Source organism: Modestobacter roseus (genome assembly GCF_007994135.1).
GTDB classification, from domain to species: domain Bacteria; phylum Actinomycetota; class Actinomycetes; order Mycobacteriales; family Geodermatophilaceae; genus Modestobacter; species Modestobacter roseus.
Genome location: NZ_VLKF01000001.1, coordinates 1516539 through 1532615, shown reverse-complemented (window position 1 = coordinate 1532615; position 16077 = coordinate 1516539). Strand labels below are relative to the sequence as shown.

The window sequence follows — 16077 nt, the reverse complement described above, 5'->3', positions numbered from 1 at the left end:
TGCATCCTCGTCCGGCTCGACCCGCGCCGGGCAGGGTGGAGCCGCGTGCGCCCGCGGCTCCACCCTGCCCGGCGCGGCTCAACCCGGGCCGGGACGCCCCGCGGCGAGGGCGAGCAGGTCGCGGTCCCGCCCCGCCGCGGCCACCAGGCAGACGCCGGCGGGGAGGCCGTCGGCGGTGCGGACCGGCAGGCTCACCGCGGGCAGCCCGGCGATCCCGGCCAGGCAGGTCAGCCGCATCGTCGCGGTCCGGTTCTCCGGGGTGGCGCCGGTCGCGGCCGGCGGTGCCACCGAGGGCGCGCTGGGCAGCACCAGCACCCGGTCACCGACCAGCTCGCGCAGCCGCAGCCGGGCGTCGTCCAGCACCGCGCGAGCGCCGGTGGCGGTACCGGCGTCGACGGTGGCGGCGTGCGCGAACCGGGACCGCACGTCGGCGCCGAGCACGTCCAGCCGGCCGTCCAGCCAGGGGCCGTGGGCCGTCCAGGCCTGGGCGGCCTGCCAGGTCTGGAAGGCGGTGCGCCAGTCGTCGAGCCGGTCCAGCGGGAGCTGCACCTCGGCGGCGCCGGCGGCCGTGGCCCAGGCGCGCACCGCCGCGGCGACGTCGGGCTCGGCCAGGTCGAGCAGGCCGGAGGCGACCACCAGGTCGTCGGCGCCGCCGGGGGACCCGGGGGGCAGCAGGACGTCGCCCACCGCCTGCAGCAGGTCGGCCGACCGGGTCAGCCAGCCCACCGTGTCGAAGTCCGGGGCGAGCGGCAGCAGCCCGGTGCGGTCGACGGCGCCGTGCGTGGTGCGGATGCCGTGCAGCCCCTGGTAGGCCGCCGGTACGCGGATCGACCCGCCGGTGTCGGTGCCCAGGCCGATCGTGGCGTGCCCCAGGCCGACGGCGGTGGCGCTGCCGCTGGAGGAGCCGCCCGGCAGCCGGTACGGCGCGGCCGCGTTCGGCGGGGTGCCGGAGTGGGCGTTCGCGCCGGCCAGCGAGTAGGCGAACTCGTCGGTGCGCGCGATGCCCCGGACGGCGGCGCCGGCGTCGAGCAGCCGGGCCACGGCGCCGGCGTGCGCGGACTCGACCGGCGCCTGGGCCAGCCAGGCCGGGTTACCGGCCCCGACGGCGTGCCCGGCCACCGCGTACAGGTCCTTGACCGCCACGGTCTGGCCGGCCAGCGGGCCCTCGTCGCGGGGGTGCACGCCCGGCGGCGGCACCAGCGGGTCGCCGACCACCCGCCAGACGCGGCTGTCCAGCGCCGGGGCCGGCACGGAGACGTGCGCGGCCGTGACCTGCCAGCCGCCGTGCTCGAGCACCCCGGCGGCGCGGGCCCAGAGCTGGGTCATCAGCCCCCGGCCGCCCCGGGCCAGCTCGGTGACCACCACGACGAGGGCGTGGTCGGCGTCGACGACCTGGACGTGGGTCTGCACCACGGTGCGCCGCGGGGCGCCGCCGCGGGCGGTGCGGAACGCGGCGATCGCCTCGTGCCCGACCAGGACGCCCTCGGCGTCGGCGCGCAGGGTCGCGGGCCCCGGGGCGAAGAGCCGGTCGAGGGTGGCGACGTCGTCGGCCATCAGCGCGGCCTCGTAGGCGGCGACCGCGTCGAGCAGACCGGCGGGCGGGGGAGCGGCGGTCACCCGAAGTCGGCCTTGCGGATGGTGGCGTGCACGCCCTTGACGACGTCGACCACCTGGCTGATCCGGAAGTCGGTGGCGGCGGAGAGGTAGGCGTAGGCCAGCCGCGGGTCCATCCCGAACCGGGCCTGCAGCAGGGCGATCGCCGCGCGCACGCAGTGCTGCACCGCGGCATCGAGGTCCTCGTCGAGGCCCGTCGGCACCAGGAACTCCGCCGTCTCGGCCAGCGGACCGGCCAGTTCGCCGAACTGCCGCAGGGCGTCCTCCCGGGCGACGACGTCGAAGCGCAGCGTGGCGCGCAGGCTGCCCTCCAGTGCGGTCAGGCTGACCTCGCCGTCGCCCTGGGCGAAGTGCGGGTCGCCGACGTAGGCGAGCGCGCCGTCGACCTGCACCGGCAGGTAGAGGGTGCTGCCGGCGGTCAGCAGGGCGATGTCGATGTTGCCGCCGTGCGGGCCGGGCGGCACCGAGTGCGGCCGCTCGCGGCCCGGCACGGCGATGCCCATGACCCCCAGGAACGGGCGCAGCGGGAACCGCACCGAGCGCTCGCCCCCCTCGGTCAGTGGCAGCAGGCCCGACGCGCCGTCCGCGCTGACGGTCGCGAAGGCGCTGTACAGGGCCTCGGCGTCCCGGGGGTACTCCCCGGCCAGGGCACCCCGGCCGTGCCGGTTGGAGATGACGCCGTAGGGCACCCGCGGGGTGGCGTCCAGGACGGTCACCGCCAGCAGGTCGCCCACCCGGGCACCGTCGACGGCGATCGGCCGGCTCACCACGTGCGGCCCGTCGACCCCGAAGCGGTGCGGTGCCTCGCTGGCCGCCAGCGCGACCGCGTCCTCGAGCACCTCGGTCGCGCCGTGCCGGGCGAAGTACCGGGCCGGGTCGCGCCCCTGGTCCTCCAGGATCCCCTCGTGGCTCACCGTGTCCACGGTGACGTCGGTCCCGGGGGCGACGGTGAGCACCGGGGCGTCCGCCGCGCAGGGCAGCCGGCCCCACAGCACGTGCTCCGGCGTCGAGGGCAGGTAGGTGGCCGCCGGGATCGGGCCGTGACCGGGCTGGAGGACGGGCCCGGGCTGCAGGACGGGGTCGGTCATCGGCCGGACGCTAGGTGACCGGTGTTTCGGCGGTGTTCCGGATCGGGACGGCTGCGGGCCGCTCGGTCGACCCGACCTCGGCGAGGAAGGCCGCCAGCGTGCGGGCCGGCCGCCCGGTCACCTGCTCGACGGTGCCGGCGACGGGGGTGAAGCTGCCGCGGCGCACCCGGTCGTAGGTCAGGGCGAGGAGGTCTCGGTCGAAGCCCTCGGTGCCGGTGAGGGCCTCCTCGACGGTCACCTCGCGGTGCACCACCGGACCGCCGGCGACGCCGGAGAGCAACTCGGCGGTGCGCGGCAGGGTGAGCGCCTCGGGGCCGGTGAGCTCGTGGACCCGTCCGCTGTGCCCCGGCTCGAGCAGGGCGCGCTCGGCCACCGCCGCGATGTCCCGGGCGTCGATCCATGCGATGGCCGCGCCCCCGTCGGGGAACGGCAGCTCCCCGCCACCGGCGAGCAGGTCCCGGTAGAACCGTGGGTCGGTGAAGACCTGCATGAACCAGCTCGGCCGCAGCACGGTCCAGCTGTGGCCGCTGACCTCCACCGCGCGCTCGACCCGGACCGCCCAGCCGTCCGGGTCGGGGTCGTCCGCGGCCTGCTCGGACAGCAGGACGACGTGCGCCCGGGGTGGGACCTGGTCGAGCAGGGCACCGACCAGCTCCGGGGTGTCCGGGCGGTCGGGCCGGACGAGGTAGACGGCGTCGACGCCCTGGACCGCACCGCGCCACCCGGCCGGGTCGTCCCAGGAGAAGGCGGTCGGCCGGACGCCCGCGGCGGTGACCGTGGCCGGGTCGCCGCTGCCGCCGAGCACCTCCACGCCCGCCCGGGCGGCGAGCAGCTCCGCCAGCGGGCTCCCGGTCTTGCCACGGACGCCGGTGACCAGGACGCGGGTCGGGTGGGTTGCTGCGCTGGGAGCCGGCACGGTGTTCTCCTCCGATTGGTTGAGCCACTGAAGTAATTCGGCTCATGCAAGCACAAACACATGAGTCACTCAAGTAATCTCGGGACCGTGACCGACCTCGACCAGCAGCTGTGGGACTTCGTCTACGGCTACGACGCGGCCTACGACCGGGCGGCGCAGCAGGCCGGGCTCAGCGCGGCCCAGGCCTGCCTGCTCGACCAGCTGACCGGGGGCAGCAGCACGATGGGGGAGCTCGCGACCGTGCTGCTGTGCGACGCCTCCAACGTCACCCAGCTGGTCACCCGGCTGCAGGCCCGCGGGCTGGTGACCCGCGAGCCCGACCCGGCCGACCGGCGGGTCAAGCGGGTGTCGATCACCCCGGCGGGCCGCCGCGAGCACCGCGCCGTCCGGCGGGCCTTCACCTTCCCGGCCGACAGCGTGGGCCGGCTCACCGCGGCCGAACGGCAGCTGCTGTCCGGGCTGCTGGCGACGATGCGGGCCCCCGCGCGTCCTGACCGGCGGCATCCGCGGAGGCGGCGGGGGTGGCGTCACCGGGGATGGCGGGAAACCACTCGCGCGGCGATGAGTCCGGGGTCCACGCTCGGTCCCACCTCTGACGAGATGCCCACGGTCACCCGAGGTGAGGAAGCCGATGACCACCACCCGACCCCCGCTCGCCATCGACGCCAGCGGGCTCGGCAAGTCCTTCGGCGGGACCCGCGCGGTCGCCGGGGTCGACCTGGCCGTCCCCGCCGGCACCGTCTACGGGGTGCTGGGCCCCAACGGCGCCGGGAAGACCACCACCATCCGGATGCTGGCCACGCTGATCCCGCCGGACACCGGGAGCGCCCAGGTGCTCGGGCACGACATCGTGGCCGAGGCGGACACGGTGCGCGGGCTGGTCAGCCTCACCGGGCAGCTCGCCTCCGTCGACGAGGAGCTCACCGGCCGGGAGAACCTGGTGCTGCTCGGCCGGTTGCTCGGGTACTCCCGAGCCGCCGCCCGCGACCGCGCGGACGAGCTGCTCGATGCCTTCGACGTCGCCGAGGCCGCCGGCCGGCTGGTCAAGCACTACTCCGGGGGCATGCGCCGCCGCTTGGACATCGCGGCGAGCATCGTCGTCACGCCGCCGCTGGTGTTCCTCGACGAGCCGACCACCGGGCTCGACCCGCGCTCCCGCAACCAGGTCTGGGAGATCGCCCGGGCGCTGGTCGCCGAGGGCACGACGATCCTGCTCTGCACCCAGTACCTGGAGGAGGCCGACCAGCTCGCCGACGGGATCGCCGTCATCGACCGGGGCCGGGTGATCGCCGAGGGCACGCCCGCGGACCTCAAGGCATCGGTCGGCACCGGGTCGCTGCACGTCCGGCTCGCCGACCCCGCGCACCGGGCCGCCGCCGCGGAGCTCCTGGACCGCGTGGTCGGGCCGGTGGTGCTGGCGGGCGACCCCACGGCGCTGTCGGCGACCGGGGCCGACCCCGAGCGCGCGGCGCTCGCCGTCGCCGAGCTGGCCCGGGCGGGCACCCCACCGGCGCACTTCGCCCTCCAGCAACCGACCCTCGACGAGGTCTTCCTGGCGCTCACCGGCCACGCCGCCGAGGAGGCGACGTCCGACACCACCCCCTCCGACGTCCGGCAGGAGCAGCTGTCATGACCACCACCACCGGCACGTCCGGCGTCGCGGACACCGCCGCGGTCCGCCGGGCCATCTCCGCCACCCCACGGCCACCCCGGCCCGGGCCGCTGTCGACCGCGGTGACGTTCGGCTGGCGGGGGATGCTCAAGGTCAAGCACGTGCCCGAGCAGCTGCTGGACGTCACCGTCACCCCGGTGATGTTCCTGCTGATGTTCACCTACCTGTTCGGCGGCGCGATCGCCGGCTCCACCAGCGCCTACCTGGACTACACGCTCCCCGGCCTGCTGGTCATGTCGGTGCTCTTCACCACCGTGTACTCCGGCGTCGCGCTGAACACCGACCTGACCAAGGGGGTCGTCGACCGGTTCCGCTCGCTGCCCATCTGGCGGCCGGCCCCGCTGGTGGGCTCGCTGCTCGGGGACAGCGTCCGCTACCTGGTGGCCGGCACCGTGATCATCGTGGTCGGCGTGGCGCTGGGCTTCCGGCCCGACGGCGGCGTCGGCGGCGTCGTGGCGGCGCTGGCGCTGGTCGTCGTCTTCTCCTTCGGCCTGTCGTGGGTGTTCTCGGTGCTCGGGCTGCTGCTGCGGTCGCCGAACGCGGTGATGAACGCGGGCTTCATGGCGATCTTCCCGCTGACCTTCCTGTCCAACGTCTTCGTCGACCCCGCGACGCTGCCGGGCCCGCTCGAGGCGTTCGTCGGCGTCAACCCGATCTCGGTGCTGGCCACCGCCTCCCGGTCGCTGATGGCCGGCGAGCCCGACGGCGTGGCGATCGGCGTCTCCCTCGCGGTGGCGGTGGCGCTTGCCGCGGCGTTCGTCCCGGTCACCACGAGGCTCTACCGCAGCCGCTGACCCGAGGGCGCGCACGCGCCGCGCGGGTCGTTCACGGGGCCCCGGCCGCGGTCAGCGCCCGGGTGAGCTCGGCCACCGCGCCGGGGCGCAGGGCCGCGGAGGTGTGCCCGTAGCACTCCGCGCTCCGCTGGGCCGGCCAGTCCGGACCGAGGTGCTCGGCGGGGAGCCCGGGGTCGGTGCGCAGGAGGCGCAGCCAGTCGGCGATCAGCAGGGTGGCGCGGCCCAGCTCGCTGAGGTGCACCGGAGGGGTGGCCCAGGCGGTGAGGAAGACGTGGTGGGCGGCCAGCACCGCCGGGACGTCCCAGGCCCGGCGCACCATCGCGCCGACCTCGGTGCCGGGCATGGGCCGGGCGGCGAACCAGTCGGCCAGCTCGGCGGCGTCCTCGAGCCCCGCCTCGGCGAAGACCGCCGCGACGTCGACGGTGCCGGGAGCGATCCACAACCCGTCGCGCAGCCCGCCGAAGCCCGCCCACGCCAGCCGGGAGCGCATCCGGTGCCGCAGGTCGCGGCGGCTCTCCGGCATCGAGTAGCTCAGCAGCGTCCAGCTGCCCTCCGGATGGCCGAAGGGGGTCGGGGAGTCGACCCGTTCCCCCGCCCGGCTCAGCACCGACCGGCTCAGGTCGGTCAGTTCGTAGCGGGCGGTGCGCCCGACCTGGGAGCGGACCAGCAGGCCGCGGTGGGTCATGCGCTGCAGCGTCGCCCGGGCGGCCGCCTCGGTGACCCCGAGCTCGCCCAGCAGGTCCAGCAGCACGGCCGACGGCAGCGGGGGCAGGTCGCTCGACAGCACGAAGCCGCCGAGGAAGCCCAGCACCAGGGACTGCGGCCGGTGCGCCCGGTCGGGCGCCGACTCGGTCGTCCCGGGCGCCTCGGGTGGGGTGACCGCCGTGTCCACATGTCCTCCTCCGGCCCGGCCACCGAGCCGGAGCTGTGACCGAGAAGTTATACAACTCCTTGACGGACGTCGAGTGCGTCTCTAGCTTTTCTGTGACCGCGACCACGCTGTGCAGGTGATCGGTGTGGTCGGCTCCCGCACGGTCCGAGGTCACCACGGAAGGACGGCGATGGCTGAACCGCTGCTCCGCGTCGAGCACCTCGACGTCTCCTACGACGGTGCCGTCCAGGCGCTGCGCGACGTCTCGCTGGAGGTGGCCGAGGGGGAGGTCGTCGCCGTCCTCGGCTCCAACGGTGCCGGCAAGACGTCGCTGCTGCGCGCCGTCTCCCGGGCGCTGGGCTCCTACGGCGGCGCGGTCACCGGCGGGACGATCCACTTCGACGGCGTCGACCTCGCCGGCCTGGACACCTCCGCCGTCGTGCGGCGGGGTCTGGTGCAGGTGCCCGAGGGGCGGCGGGTGTTCCGGGACCTCACCGTCGAGGAGAACCTGCGGGCCGGTGGCTTCACGGTCCGCGACGGCACGGCCCGGGACGAGGCCCGGGACCGGGTGTTCGACCTGTTCCCGGTGCTGGCCGAGCGCCGCGGCCAGCTCGGCGGGCTGCTGTCCGGTGGTCAGCAGCAGATGCTGGCGATGGGCCGGGCGCTGATGACCTCCCCCCGGCTGCTGCTGCTGGACGAGCCCTCGCTGGGGCTGGCCCCGCTGCTGGTCGACCAGATCGGCGAGATCATCACCACGATCAACGCCCAGGGCACCGCCGTGCTGCTGATCGAGCAGAACGCGGTGATGGGGCTGCGCGTCGCCGACCGGGCCCACGTGCTGGAGGTCGGGCACGTCACCGCCTCCGGCAGCGCCGACGAGCTCGCGGCCAGCGACGACGTCCGGGAGCGCTACCTGGGCGTCACCGCGACCGAGCGCCCGGCCCCCGTGGTCGTCACCGAGCCGGGCATCGCGCACGCCGACCCGCCCCGGCGGCTCTCCGTCCAGGACCTCACGGTGCGCTTCGGCGGGATCTCCGCGCTGTCCGAGGTCTCCTTCGCGGTCGAGCCGGGCACCGTGCACGCGCTGATCGGGCCGAACGGCGCGGGCAAGTCCACCTGCATCAACGTGCTCGGCGGTGCCTACCGGGCCACCGAGGGCCGCGTGACCTACGGGGACGAGGAGCTGACCGCCCTGCCCTCGCACCGCACCGCCGAGCTCGGGGTGGCCCGCACCTTCCAGAACATCTCGCTGGCCCTCGAGGACACCGTCGAGGACAACCTGCTGGTCGGCCGGCACCGGCTGATGCGCTCCGGGGTGGTCGCCACCGCGCTGCGCACGCCGGGCGCCCGCCGCGAGGAGCGCGCACACCGGGCGACCGTCCGCGACATCGCCGACCTGCTCGGGCTCGGCCCGCTGCTGGACGTCCCGGTGCACAGCCTGTCCTACGGCAACCGCAAGCGGGTGGAGATGGGCCGGGCGCTGGCCGCCCGCCCCTCGCTGCTGCTGCTGGACGAGCCGGTCGCCGGGATGACGCACGGCGAGTCGCAGGAGATGGCCGAGACGATCCGCCAGGTCCGCCGGGACCTCGGGCTGTCGATCCTGCTCGTCGAGCACGACATGCCCTTCGTGATGGGGCTCGCCGAGCAGGTCACCGTCCTGGACTTCGGCAAGAAGATCGCCGAGGGCACCCCGGCGCAGGTCCAGCGCGACCCGGAGGTCCTCCGCGCCTACCTCGGGGCGTCGGCGGCGTGACCGGCCACGGCAGCGGAGCGGAGACCCCGAGATGAGCTACTTCCTCACCCAGGTGCTCAACGGCCTGTCCTACGGGCTGGTGCTGAGCCTGATCGCCGCCGGGTTCGCCATCGTCTTCACCTCGACCGGGGTGCTGAACTTCGCGCACGGGTCGATCGTGCTGCTGGGGGCCTACCTCGTCGCGGTGCTGCACCCGACGATCGGCTTCTGGCCCGCGCTGCTCGTGGCGCTGTTCGGCGCGGCCGTCGTCGGAGTGCTGATCAACGCGCTGCTGGTGCGCAACCTCGCCGACCCGAACCCCGGGACGGCGGCCATCCTCATGCTCGGGGTGGACATCGTGCTCCTCACCGAGCTGACCCGGCGGATCGGCAACCAGGTGCTCCCCGTCGGTGCACCGTGGGGCGCGTCCGTGGTCCGGTTCGGGGACATCGCGCTGCCCACCGGCCGGGTGGTGGCCGCCGGCGTGACCGTGGTCGCCTTCGCCGCCCTCTGGTACCTCTTCTCCCGCACCGACCTGGGCGTGGGTATGCGGGCCGCGGCCGCCGACGGCCCGACCGCCTCGCTCATGGGCATCCGGCTGTCCCGCACCGCGGCCACCGGCTGGGCGCTCGCCGGGGTGCTCGCCGCGGTCGCCGGGGTCTTCCTCACCTCCTTCCCCTCGCCGGGCGTCGCACCGACGATCGCCCTCAGCGCCTTCGCGGCCATCCCGGCGTGGGTGCTCGGCGGGTTCGACTCGGTGCCCGGCGCGGTCGTCGGCGGCCTGGTCATCGGACTCACCAGCGCCCTGGTCACCGGCTACGAGGGCGACCTCGAGCCCTACCTCGGCGCCGGCTTCGGCGAGGTCGCGCCGTACGTGGTCATGATCGTCGTCCTGCTCGTGCGGCCCTCGGGTCTGCTGGGCAGCAAGGAGGCCGTCCGTGTCTGAGCTCCTGCGGTCGGGCCTGCTCCGCCGGCTCGGGGGCCTCGCGCTCCTGGTCGTCGCCCTCGCGCTGCCGCTCGTGCTGGACGACTTCTGGCTGCAGACCGGGCTGTTCGTGATGGCCGCCGCCATCGGCGCGGTCGGTCTCACCCTGCTGGTCGGCGTCGCCGGGCAGCTGTCGCTGGGGCACGCGGCCTTCGCCGCGATCGGCGCCTACGTCTACGCCTGGTCCACCGGTGAGACCACGACCGCGGTCTCCGGCGCGGGCCTGCCCCCGGTGCTGGGCCTGCTGCTGGCCGCGCTCGTCGCCGCCGGCGTGGGCGCTGCCTTCTCGCCCGTCGCCGGCCGGCTGCGCGGCATCTACCTCGGGTTGGCCACCCTGGCGCTGGTCTTCGTCGTGCGGCACCTGCTGCTCAACCTCACCGATTGGACCGGGGGGTTCACCGGCCGGTCGGTCGAGTCCTTCGCGCTCGGCGGGTTCAGCTTCAGCAACCGCGACCCCGACTACCTCGCCGTCGCCGGTGTGGAGTTCGAGGGCCTGCACCGGCTCTGGTACCTGTTCCTGCTGCTCGCGGTCGTGGCCTGCTGGCTGGGCGCGAACCTGCGGACCAGCCGCACCGGCCGGGCCTGGGCGAACGTGCGCGACTCCGAGACCGCGGCCGCGGCGATGGGCATCGGGGTGGCCCGCGCCAAGATGTCGGCCTTCATCGTCTCCTCCGCCTACGCCGGGACGGCGGGGGCGATGCTCGCCCTGGCCTACGGCCGGGTCGCCCCCGACGTCTTCTCCCTCACCGCGTCGATCGACTTCCTGGTGATGATCGTGCTCGGCGGGCTGGGCTCGGTGCCCGGCGCCGTCGTCGGCGCGGTGTTCGTCACCGCGCTGCCGCTGGTGCTGGCCGAGTACAGCTCGGCGCTGCCCTTCCTCGCGGCGCCCGGCTCCGGCGGGCTCGACCCGTCCACGGCCAGCCGGCTGGTCTACGGCCTGGCGATCATCGCCGTGCTGGTCTTCCTCCGCGGCGGGCTCGCGGGCGCCGCCCGCCGGCTGCGCACCCGCACCGGACCCGGCGCCCCCGACCCCGGGCCCCGGACGGCAGCACCCCCGACGGCAGCACCCCCGACGGTGGCCACCCGGCCCCGGCAACCCACCCCCGGTCGAAGGAGACCACCCGATGAAGCACCTGCCCCGCACCCGTGCGCTCACCGTCGCGGGCGCCGCGATGCTCGCCCTGGCCGCCTGCAGCACCACGGACCCGAGTTCGTCCGGCGGTGGTGGCGACGGTGGGGAGGGCGACGTGAACACCGGCAGTGGGGTGACCGACTCGGAGATCACCGTCGGCATGCTCACCGACCTCTCGGGGCCCTTCGCCGCCGGCGCCGCGGTCCAGGTCACCCAGACCAACGCCTACTGGGACCAGGTCAACGCCGACGGCGGGGTCTGCGACCGGGACGTCGTCGTCGACGTGCAGGACCACGGCTACGACCCGCAGCGCGCCGTCACCCTGTACCGCAGCATGGCTCCCGACGTCATCGCGCTCCAGCAGGTCCTCGGTGGCCCGACCAGCGCCGCCGTGCTGCCCCTCGCCGAGCAGGACGACGTGTACGTCGGCGGCGTCGGGTGGGCCGGGTCGGCGTTGCAGTACGCGAACAACCAGCTCCCCGGCGCCAGCTACGCGGTGCAGGCCGCCAACGCCGTCGACTACCTGGTCGACGAGCTCGGTGTCCCCGAGGGCGGCAGCATCGGCGTCGTCTACTTCGCCGGCGACTACGGCGGCGACGTCCTCCTCGGGGCGGAGCACGCGGCCGAGGAGCGGGGTGTGGAGATCGTCGCGCAGGAGATCACCTCGCAGACCACGGACCTCTCCGCCCAGGCCTCGGCGCTGGTCCAGGCCGGGGTGGAGGGCGTCATCCTGGGCGCGGCGCCCACCCAGCTCGCCTCGCTGGCCGGCGTGCTGGCCACCCAGGGCGCCGACATCCCGATCGTCGGGATGAACCCGACGTTCAACCCGTCGCTGCTGGGCAGCCCGGTCCGGGACGCGCTGCTGGCGAACGCCTACAGCATCACCAGCGTGGCCCCCTACGCCTCGGACGCCCCGGGCGTGCAGGCCGCCAACGAGCTGTACACCTCCGTCGCCCCCGACGGTGACCTGGGCTGGGAGGTCCCGCTGGCCTACGTCCAGGGCGAGCTGCTCCGGCAGGCGCTGGAGGGCGCGTGCGAGTCCGGGGAGCTCACCCCGGAGGGCGTCGTCGCGGCCCTGCAGGAGAGCTCCTCGGTGGACACCGAGGGGCTGCTGCCGGACGGGCTGGACTACTCCCAGCCCGGGCAGTCGCCCACCACCACGGTCTACGTCTCCAAGGTGGACGCCGAGGCGGCGGCCGGGCTCGCGCCGGTGGAGGAGTTCAGCGGGCCCAGCGCGGAGTCCTTCTCCTACGGGGGCTGAGCGGTGCCGGCGACAGTGCTGAGCGAGCTGCGGTCGCCGGCGGCCGACCCGGGAGAGGGCGTGCTCGGTGACGTCCTCTCCCGGGCGGCCCGCGAGGGGCCCGGCGACCTGCTGCTGAGCTCACCGGGGACGGGGGAGACCTGGACGGCGGCGCAGCTGCTGGCCGCGGCCCGCGCCGTCGCCGCCGGGCTGCTGCGGGACCGGCCACCCGGCGCCCGGATCGCCACCTGCCTGGGCAACGGCCCGGCGCCGGTGCTGCTCCAGCTGGGCGTCGCCCTGGCCGGGATGACGCTCGTGCCGGTCAACCCGAGAGCACGGCCCGCGGAGGTGGAGCACGCCCTCCGGCTCTCCGGGGCGGCCTGCGCCTTCGCCGCCGAGGAGGTGGCCGGCAACCCCGTGGCCGACCTCTGCGCAGCAGTCCCCGGCGTGGACGTCGTCCGGGTCGGTGACGACTGGTCGGCCGCCCTGCCGTCGGCCACGCCGGGGGAGCTGCCCGTCGTCGACCCCGAGAGCCTCGCCCAGGTGCAGTTCACCTCGGGCACCACCGGCCGGGCCAAGGGCGTCCGGATCACCCACCGCGCGATGGTGGTCACCGGGCACGCATTCGCCGGCCGGCTGGGCCCGGTCGCGGGCCGGACCTGGTGCAACCCGATGCCGCTGTTCCACACCGCGGGCAACGTCCTCGGGGTGGTCGGTGCGCTGTGGGCGCGGGCCGAGCACGTCGTCCTGCCCTTCGCCCCCGGGCCGGTGCTGCAGGCCCTGGCCGACCGCCGGGTGACCCTGCTGTCCGCTGCCCCGACGCTGCTGGACCTGCTGGCCGAGCAGGGGCCCGGTGAGCTGCCCGACCTGCGTGTCCTCTTCACCGGGGGCATGACGGTGACCCCGGCCTTCGTGGACCGGGTGGAGCGGGTGTTCGGAGCCCGGCTGTCGATCACCTTCGGCATGACCGAGACCTGCGGAGCGGTGCTCCAGACCGCGCCGACCGATCCCGACCCGGTGCGCCGGGGGACCGTCGGAGCCCCACTGGCCGGCACCGAGGTGCGCATCGCCGGACCCGACGGCGACGTGGTGCCGCGGGGCACGCCGGGCGAGCTGTGGGCGCGCGGCGCGCGCATCACCCGTGGCTACCTGGACGACCCGGCCGCGACCGCGGCGGCGATCGACGCGCACGGCTGGCTGCACACCGGTGACCTGGCCGTGATGGAGCCAGGCGGCGCCTGCCGGGTCGTCGGCCGGCTCAAGGACATGATCAAGACCGGGGGCGAGAACGTGTCGCCGGGCGAGGTGGAGGAGGTCCTCGTCGAGCACCCCGGCGTCGCCCGGGCCGCCGTGGTGGGCGTGCCGGACGAGCGGTGGGGCGAGCTGGTGGTCGCCTTCGTCGTCCCGGCGGGCGGACCTGGGCCGAGTCCGCTGGAGCTGACCGAGCACTGCCGGGAACGGCTCTCGCCGTTCAAGGTGCCGCGGTCGTGGCGGGTCGTGGACGACCTGCCGATGACCGCCTCGGCGAAGGTGCAGCGCGCCGAGCTGCGCCGGATCGCGGCCGGTGCACCGTGAGGACGGCGCCGTGAGGAGCGAGCTGCTGGCCGACCTCGCCGCCGAGGGCGCCGCGCTGGACGAGCTGGTCTCGGCCCTGCCGGCCGTGGACTGGGCCCGGCCCACCCCCGCGGCCGGGTGGACCATCGCCCACCAGGTCGCCCACCTGGCCTGGACCGACGAGCTCGCCCGTTCGGCGGTGGCGGACCCGGCGGCCTTCGCCGTCCGTGCCGCCGGGGAAACCGTCGACTCCGTCGACGTCGCCGCCGCACGCGGGGCGGCCGACCCGCCCGCGGCGCTGCTCGACCGGTGGCGGGCCGGCCGAGCGGGCCTCGCCGCCGCCCTCGCCACCGTGCCGGAGGGGGCCCGGGTGCCCTGGATCGGCTCCTCGATGAGCGTGGCGTCCATGACCACCGCCCGCCTGATGGAGACCTGGGCGCACGGGGTGGACGTCCGGGACGCCCTCGGCACGCCGATCGTGGAGACGGCCCGACTGGACCACGTCGCCCACCTCGGCGTCCGGGCCCGCGCGTCCGCGTTCGCCGTCCACGGGCTCGCCCCGCCGGACACGCCGGTCCGGGTCGACCTCACCCGCGCCGACGGCACGCACTGGACCGCGGGCCCGGAGGACGCCGGGCAGCGGGTGAGCGGGCCGTTGCAGGACTTCTGCCTGCGCGTGGTGCAGCGGCGTCCCCGCGCGGCGCTGGCGCTCGTCGCGGTCGGCCCGGACGCGGTCCGCTGGCTGGACGTCGCGCAGGCGTTCGCCGGAGCTCCCGGCCGCGGCAGCGAGGCGCATGGTCACGGGCGAGGCCGGACCGGCACACTGCGGGGGTGACGGACCCCGGCCAGACCACGACCGACGCCACCCCCGCGGGAGGCGGTTCCGAGGACGGCCCCGCGGAGCAGGGCGCACCGCTGCTGATCCCCGGGGAGACCTGCTGGCGGCTCGAGCGGGCCACCCGCTTCGCGGTCTTCGTCGACGCGGCCGGCTACTTCGCCACCCTCAAGCAGGCCGTCCTGCGCGCCGAGCGGCGGGTGCTGTTCATCGGCTGGGACTTCGACCCGCGCATCCGGCTGGACCCCCTCGGCGGCGGCCGGCCCGAGGACGACCGGCTGGGGGCCGTGCTGGAGCAGGCGGTGGAGGCCAACCCCGAGCTGGAGATCAAGGTCCTGCAGTGGGACCTCGGCATGCTGCGGGCGCTCGGCCGCGGGCTGCAGCCGATCGTGCTGCTCGACCGCCGCGCGCCCGACCGGCTCACCCTCGCCGTCGACACCCACCACCCGGTCGGCGGTGCGCACCACCAGAAGATCGTGGTGATCGACGACTGCCTGGCCTTCGCGGGCGGCATCGACGTCACCGCCGACCGCTGGGACACCCCCGAGCACGCCGACGTGAACCCGCACCGCCGTCGTCCCGCCGGGCGAGGCGAGGGCCGGCCGACCGGCCCGTGGCACGACGCGACGAGCATGATGACCGGGCCCGCCGCCCGGGCGGTCGCCGAGCTGGCCCGCGAGCGGTGGGAGAGCGGGACCGGGGAGCGGCTGGAACCGCTCACCGGGGAGCGGGAGTGCTGGCCCGCCGCGATCGAGCCGCTGTTCACCGACGTCGACGTCGCGGTCTCCCGCACCCGGCCCGAGCACGGAGGCACGGAGCTCGTGCACGAGATCGAGCTGCTGTGGCTGGCGACGATCGCCGCGGCGCGCCGGTCGGTGTACGTGGAGAGCCAGTACTTCGCCAACCCCCGGATCGCCGCCGCGATCGCCGAGCGGCTGCGCGAGCCCGACGGGCCGGAGTTCGTCGTGGTCAACCCGCGGGTGGCCGACGGCTGGCTCTCGGAGAAGGCGATGGGCACCGCGCGCGCCCTGGCCCTGGAGGTGCTGCGCGAGGCCGACGCGCACGACCGGTTCCGGCTGTACACGCCGGTGACCGAGCAGCGCGAGGACGTCTACGTCCACGCCAAGGTCACCGTGGTCGACGACCGCCTGCTGCGCCTGGGGTCCAGCAACCTCAACAACCGGTCGATGGGCCTGGACACCGAGTGCGACCTGGCGGTCGAGGCCGTCGCGGGCCGGCCGGGCGCGGAGCAGGTGGCGGCCGTCATCACCGGGTTCCGCGACCAGCTGCTCGCCGAGCACCTGGGCCGCAGCCCGGCGGAGGTCGCCGCCGCGATCGCCGAGACCGGTTCGCTCGTGCAGGGCATCGAGCGGCTGCGCCGGCCCACCGGCCGGTCGCTGGCGCTGTTCGAGCCGCCGGAGCTGAACCCGGTCGACCGGTCCCTCGCCGAGTCCGAGGCGCTCGACCCGGAGAAGACGCCGGACCGCTGGCGCCGGGTGGAGCGCTTCTTCGCCCGCCGCCGGCGGTCACGCGTGCGCGCCTGACGGACTCCGGCGAACGGCGACCCGGCCTGCCTGCCCCGACGGCGGACGGTGCGGACACGCCGGGACACGCCCGCAGGGGTGGCGCAGGTCATGCGGTCGG

12 protein-coding genes and 2 pseudogenes are annotated in these 16077 nt (G+C 75.6%); 10 read left to right on the top strand and 4 right to left on the bottom strand.

Annotated features, from left to right (window positions below):
- Positions 1-78 precede the first annotated feature (78 nt).
- From JD78_RS07315 to JD78_RS07305, 3 genes are read right to left on the bottom strand one after another with little or no spacing between them, the layout of a single operon-like run.
- Entirely contained in the window at positions 79-1617 is a 1539-nt protein-coding gene (locus tag JD78_RS07315; RefSeq protein ID WP_243730995.1) for an AtzH-like domain-containing protein, read from the bottom strand.
- Entirely contained in the window at positions 1614-2702 is a 1089-nt protein-coding gene (locus tag JD78_RS07310; RefSeq protein ID WP_153360869.1) for an acetamidase/formamidase family protein, read from the bottom strand. Before JD78_RS07310 ends, JD78_RS07315 begins: the two co-directional genes overlap by 4 nt.
- Before the next feature lie 10 nt (positions 2703-2712).
- A complete protein-coding gene (locus JD78_RS07305) occupies positions 2713-3618 on the bottom strand; it encodes an NmrA family NAD(P)-binding protein (protein WP_153360870.1) in 906 nt (301 codons plus the stop codon).
- A 60-nt stretch (positions 3619-3678) separates the two neighbouring features.
- Here JD78_RS07305 and JD78_RS22865 point away from each other — a divergent pair.
- The 3 genes and pseudogenes from JD78_RS22865 to JD78_RS07290 form a co-directional block, all read left to right on the top strand.
- Positions 3679-3924 (top strand): annotated as a pseudogene (locus JD78_RS22865) (MarR family winged helix-turn-helix transcriptional regulator); the annotation flags it as partial.
- Positions 3925-4249: 325 nt separating this feature from the next.
- Complete coding sequence (locus JD78_RS07295; protein ID WP_153360871.1) at positions 4250-5251, top strand: ATP-binding cassette domain-containing protein; 1002 nt, start codon at positions 4250-4252, stop codon at positions 5249-5251.
- A complete protein-coding gene (locus JD78_RS07290) occupies positions 5248-6084 on the top strand; it encodes an ABC transporter permease (protein ID WP_153360872.1) in 837 nt (278 codons plus the stop codon). The genes JD78_RS07295 and JD78_RS07290 overlap by 4 nt, the downstream gene beginning before the upstream one ends.
- A gap of 31 nt (positions 6085-6115) precedes the next feature.
- On the opposite strand, the gene JD78_RS07285 is transcribed toward JD78_RS07290, so the two are convergent.
- On the bottom strand, positions 6116-6976 hold the full coding sequence (locus JD78_RS07285) for a PaaX family transcriptional regulator (RefSeq protein ID WP_153360873.1): 861 nt from the start codon (positions 6974-6976) through the stop codon (positions 6116-6118).
- 169 nt (positions 6977-7145) lie between these two features.
- On the opposite strand from JD78_RS07285, the gene JD78_RS22945 reads away from it, so the two are divergent.
- From JD78_RS22945 to JD78_RS07250, 7 genes and pseudogenes are all read left to right on the top strand, one after another.
- Positions 7146-8708 (top strand): ATP-binding cassette domain-containing protein, encoded by a 1563-nt coding sequence (locus JD78_RS22945; protein WP_153360874.1) that lies wholly within the window; start codon positions 7146-7148, stop codon positions 8706-8708.
- Between the two features lie 31 nt (positions 8709-8739).
- Entirely contained in the window at positions 8740-9633 is an 894-nt protein-coding gene (locus JD78_RS07275) for a branched-chain amino acid ABC transporter permease (protein WP_166521052.1), read from the top strand.
- Positions 9634-9745: 112 nt separating this feature from the next.
- Positions 9746-10570, top strand: a pseudogene (locus JD78_RS22860) (branched-chain amino acid ABC transporter permease); the annotation flags it as partial.
- Positions 10571-10796: 226 nt separating this feature from the next.
- Positions 10797-12065, top strand: coding sequence for an ABC transporter substrate-binding protein (locus tag JD78_RS07265; RefSeq protein ID WP_153360876.1), 1269 nt, complete (start codon positions 10797-10799; stop codon positions 12063-12065).
- Between the two features lie 15 nt (positions 12066-12080).
- Positions 12081-13619: a class I adenylate-forming enzyme family protein gene (locus JD78_RS07260; RefSeq protein ID WP_228395205.1), complete on the top strand. Its 1539-nt coding sequence runs from the start codon at positions 12081-12083 to the stop codon at positions 13617-13619.
- Positions 13620-13629: 10 nt separating this feature from the next.
- The gene (locus tag JD78_RS07255) at positions 13630-14433 is read left to right on the top strand and encodes a TIGR03084 family metal-binding protein (RefSeq protein WP_153360878.1); all 804 of its coding nucleotides are present in this window, start codon (positions 13630-13632) and stop codon (positions 14431-14433) included.
- Positions 14430-15977: a phospholipase D-like domain-containing protein gene (locus JD78_RS07250; RefSeq protein ID WP_153360879.1), complete on the top strand. Its 1548-nt coding sequence runs from the start codon at positions 14430-14432 to the stop codon at positions 15975-15977. The genes JD78_RS07255 and JD78_RS07250 overlap by 4 nt, the downstream gene beginning before the upstream one ends.
- Positions 15978-16077: the final 100 nt, after the last annotated feature.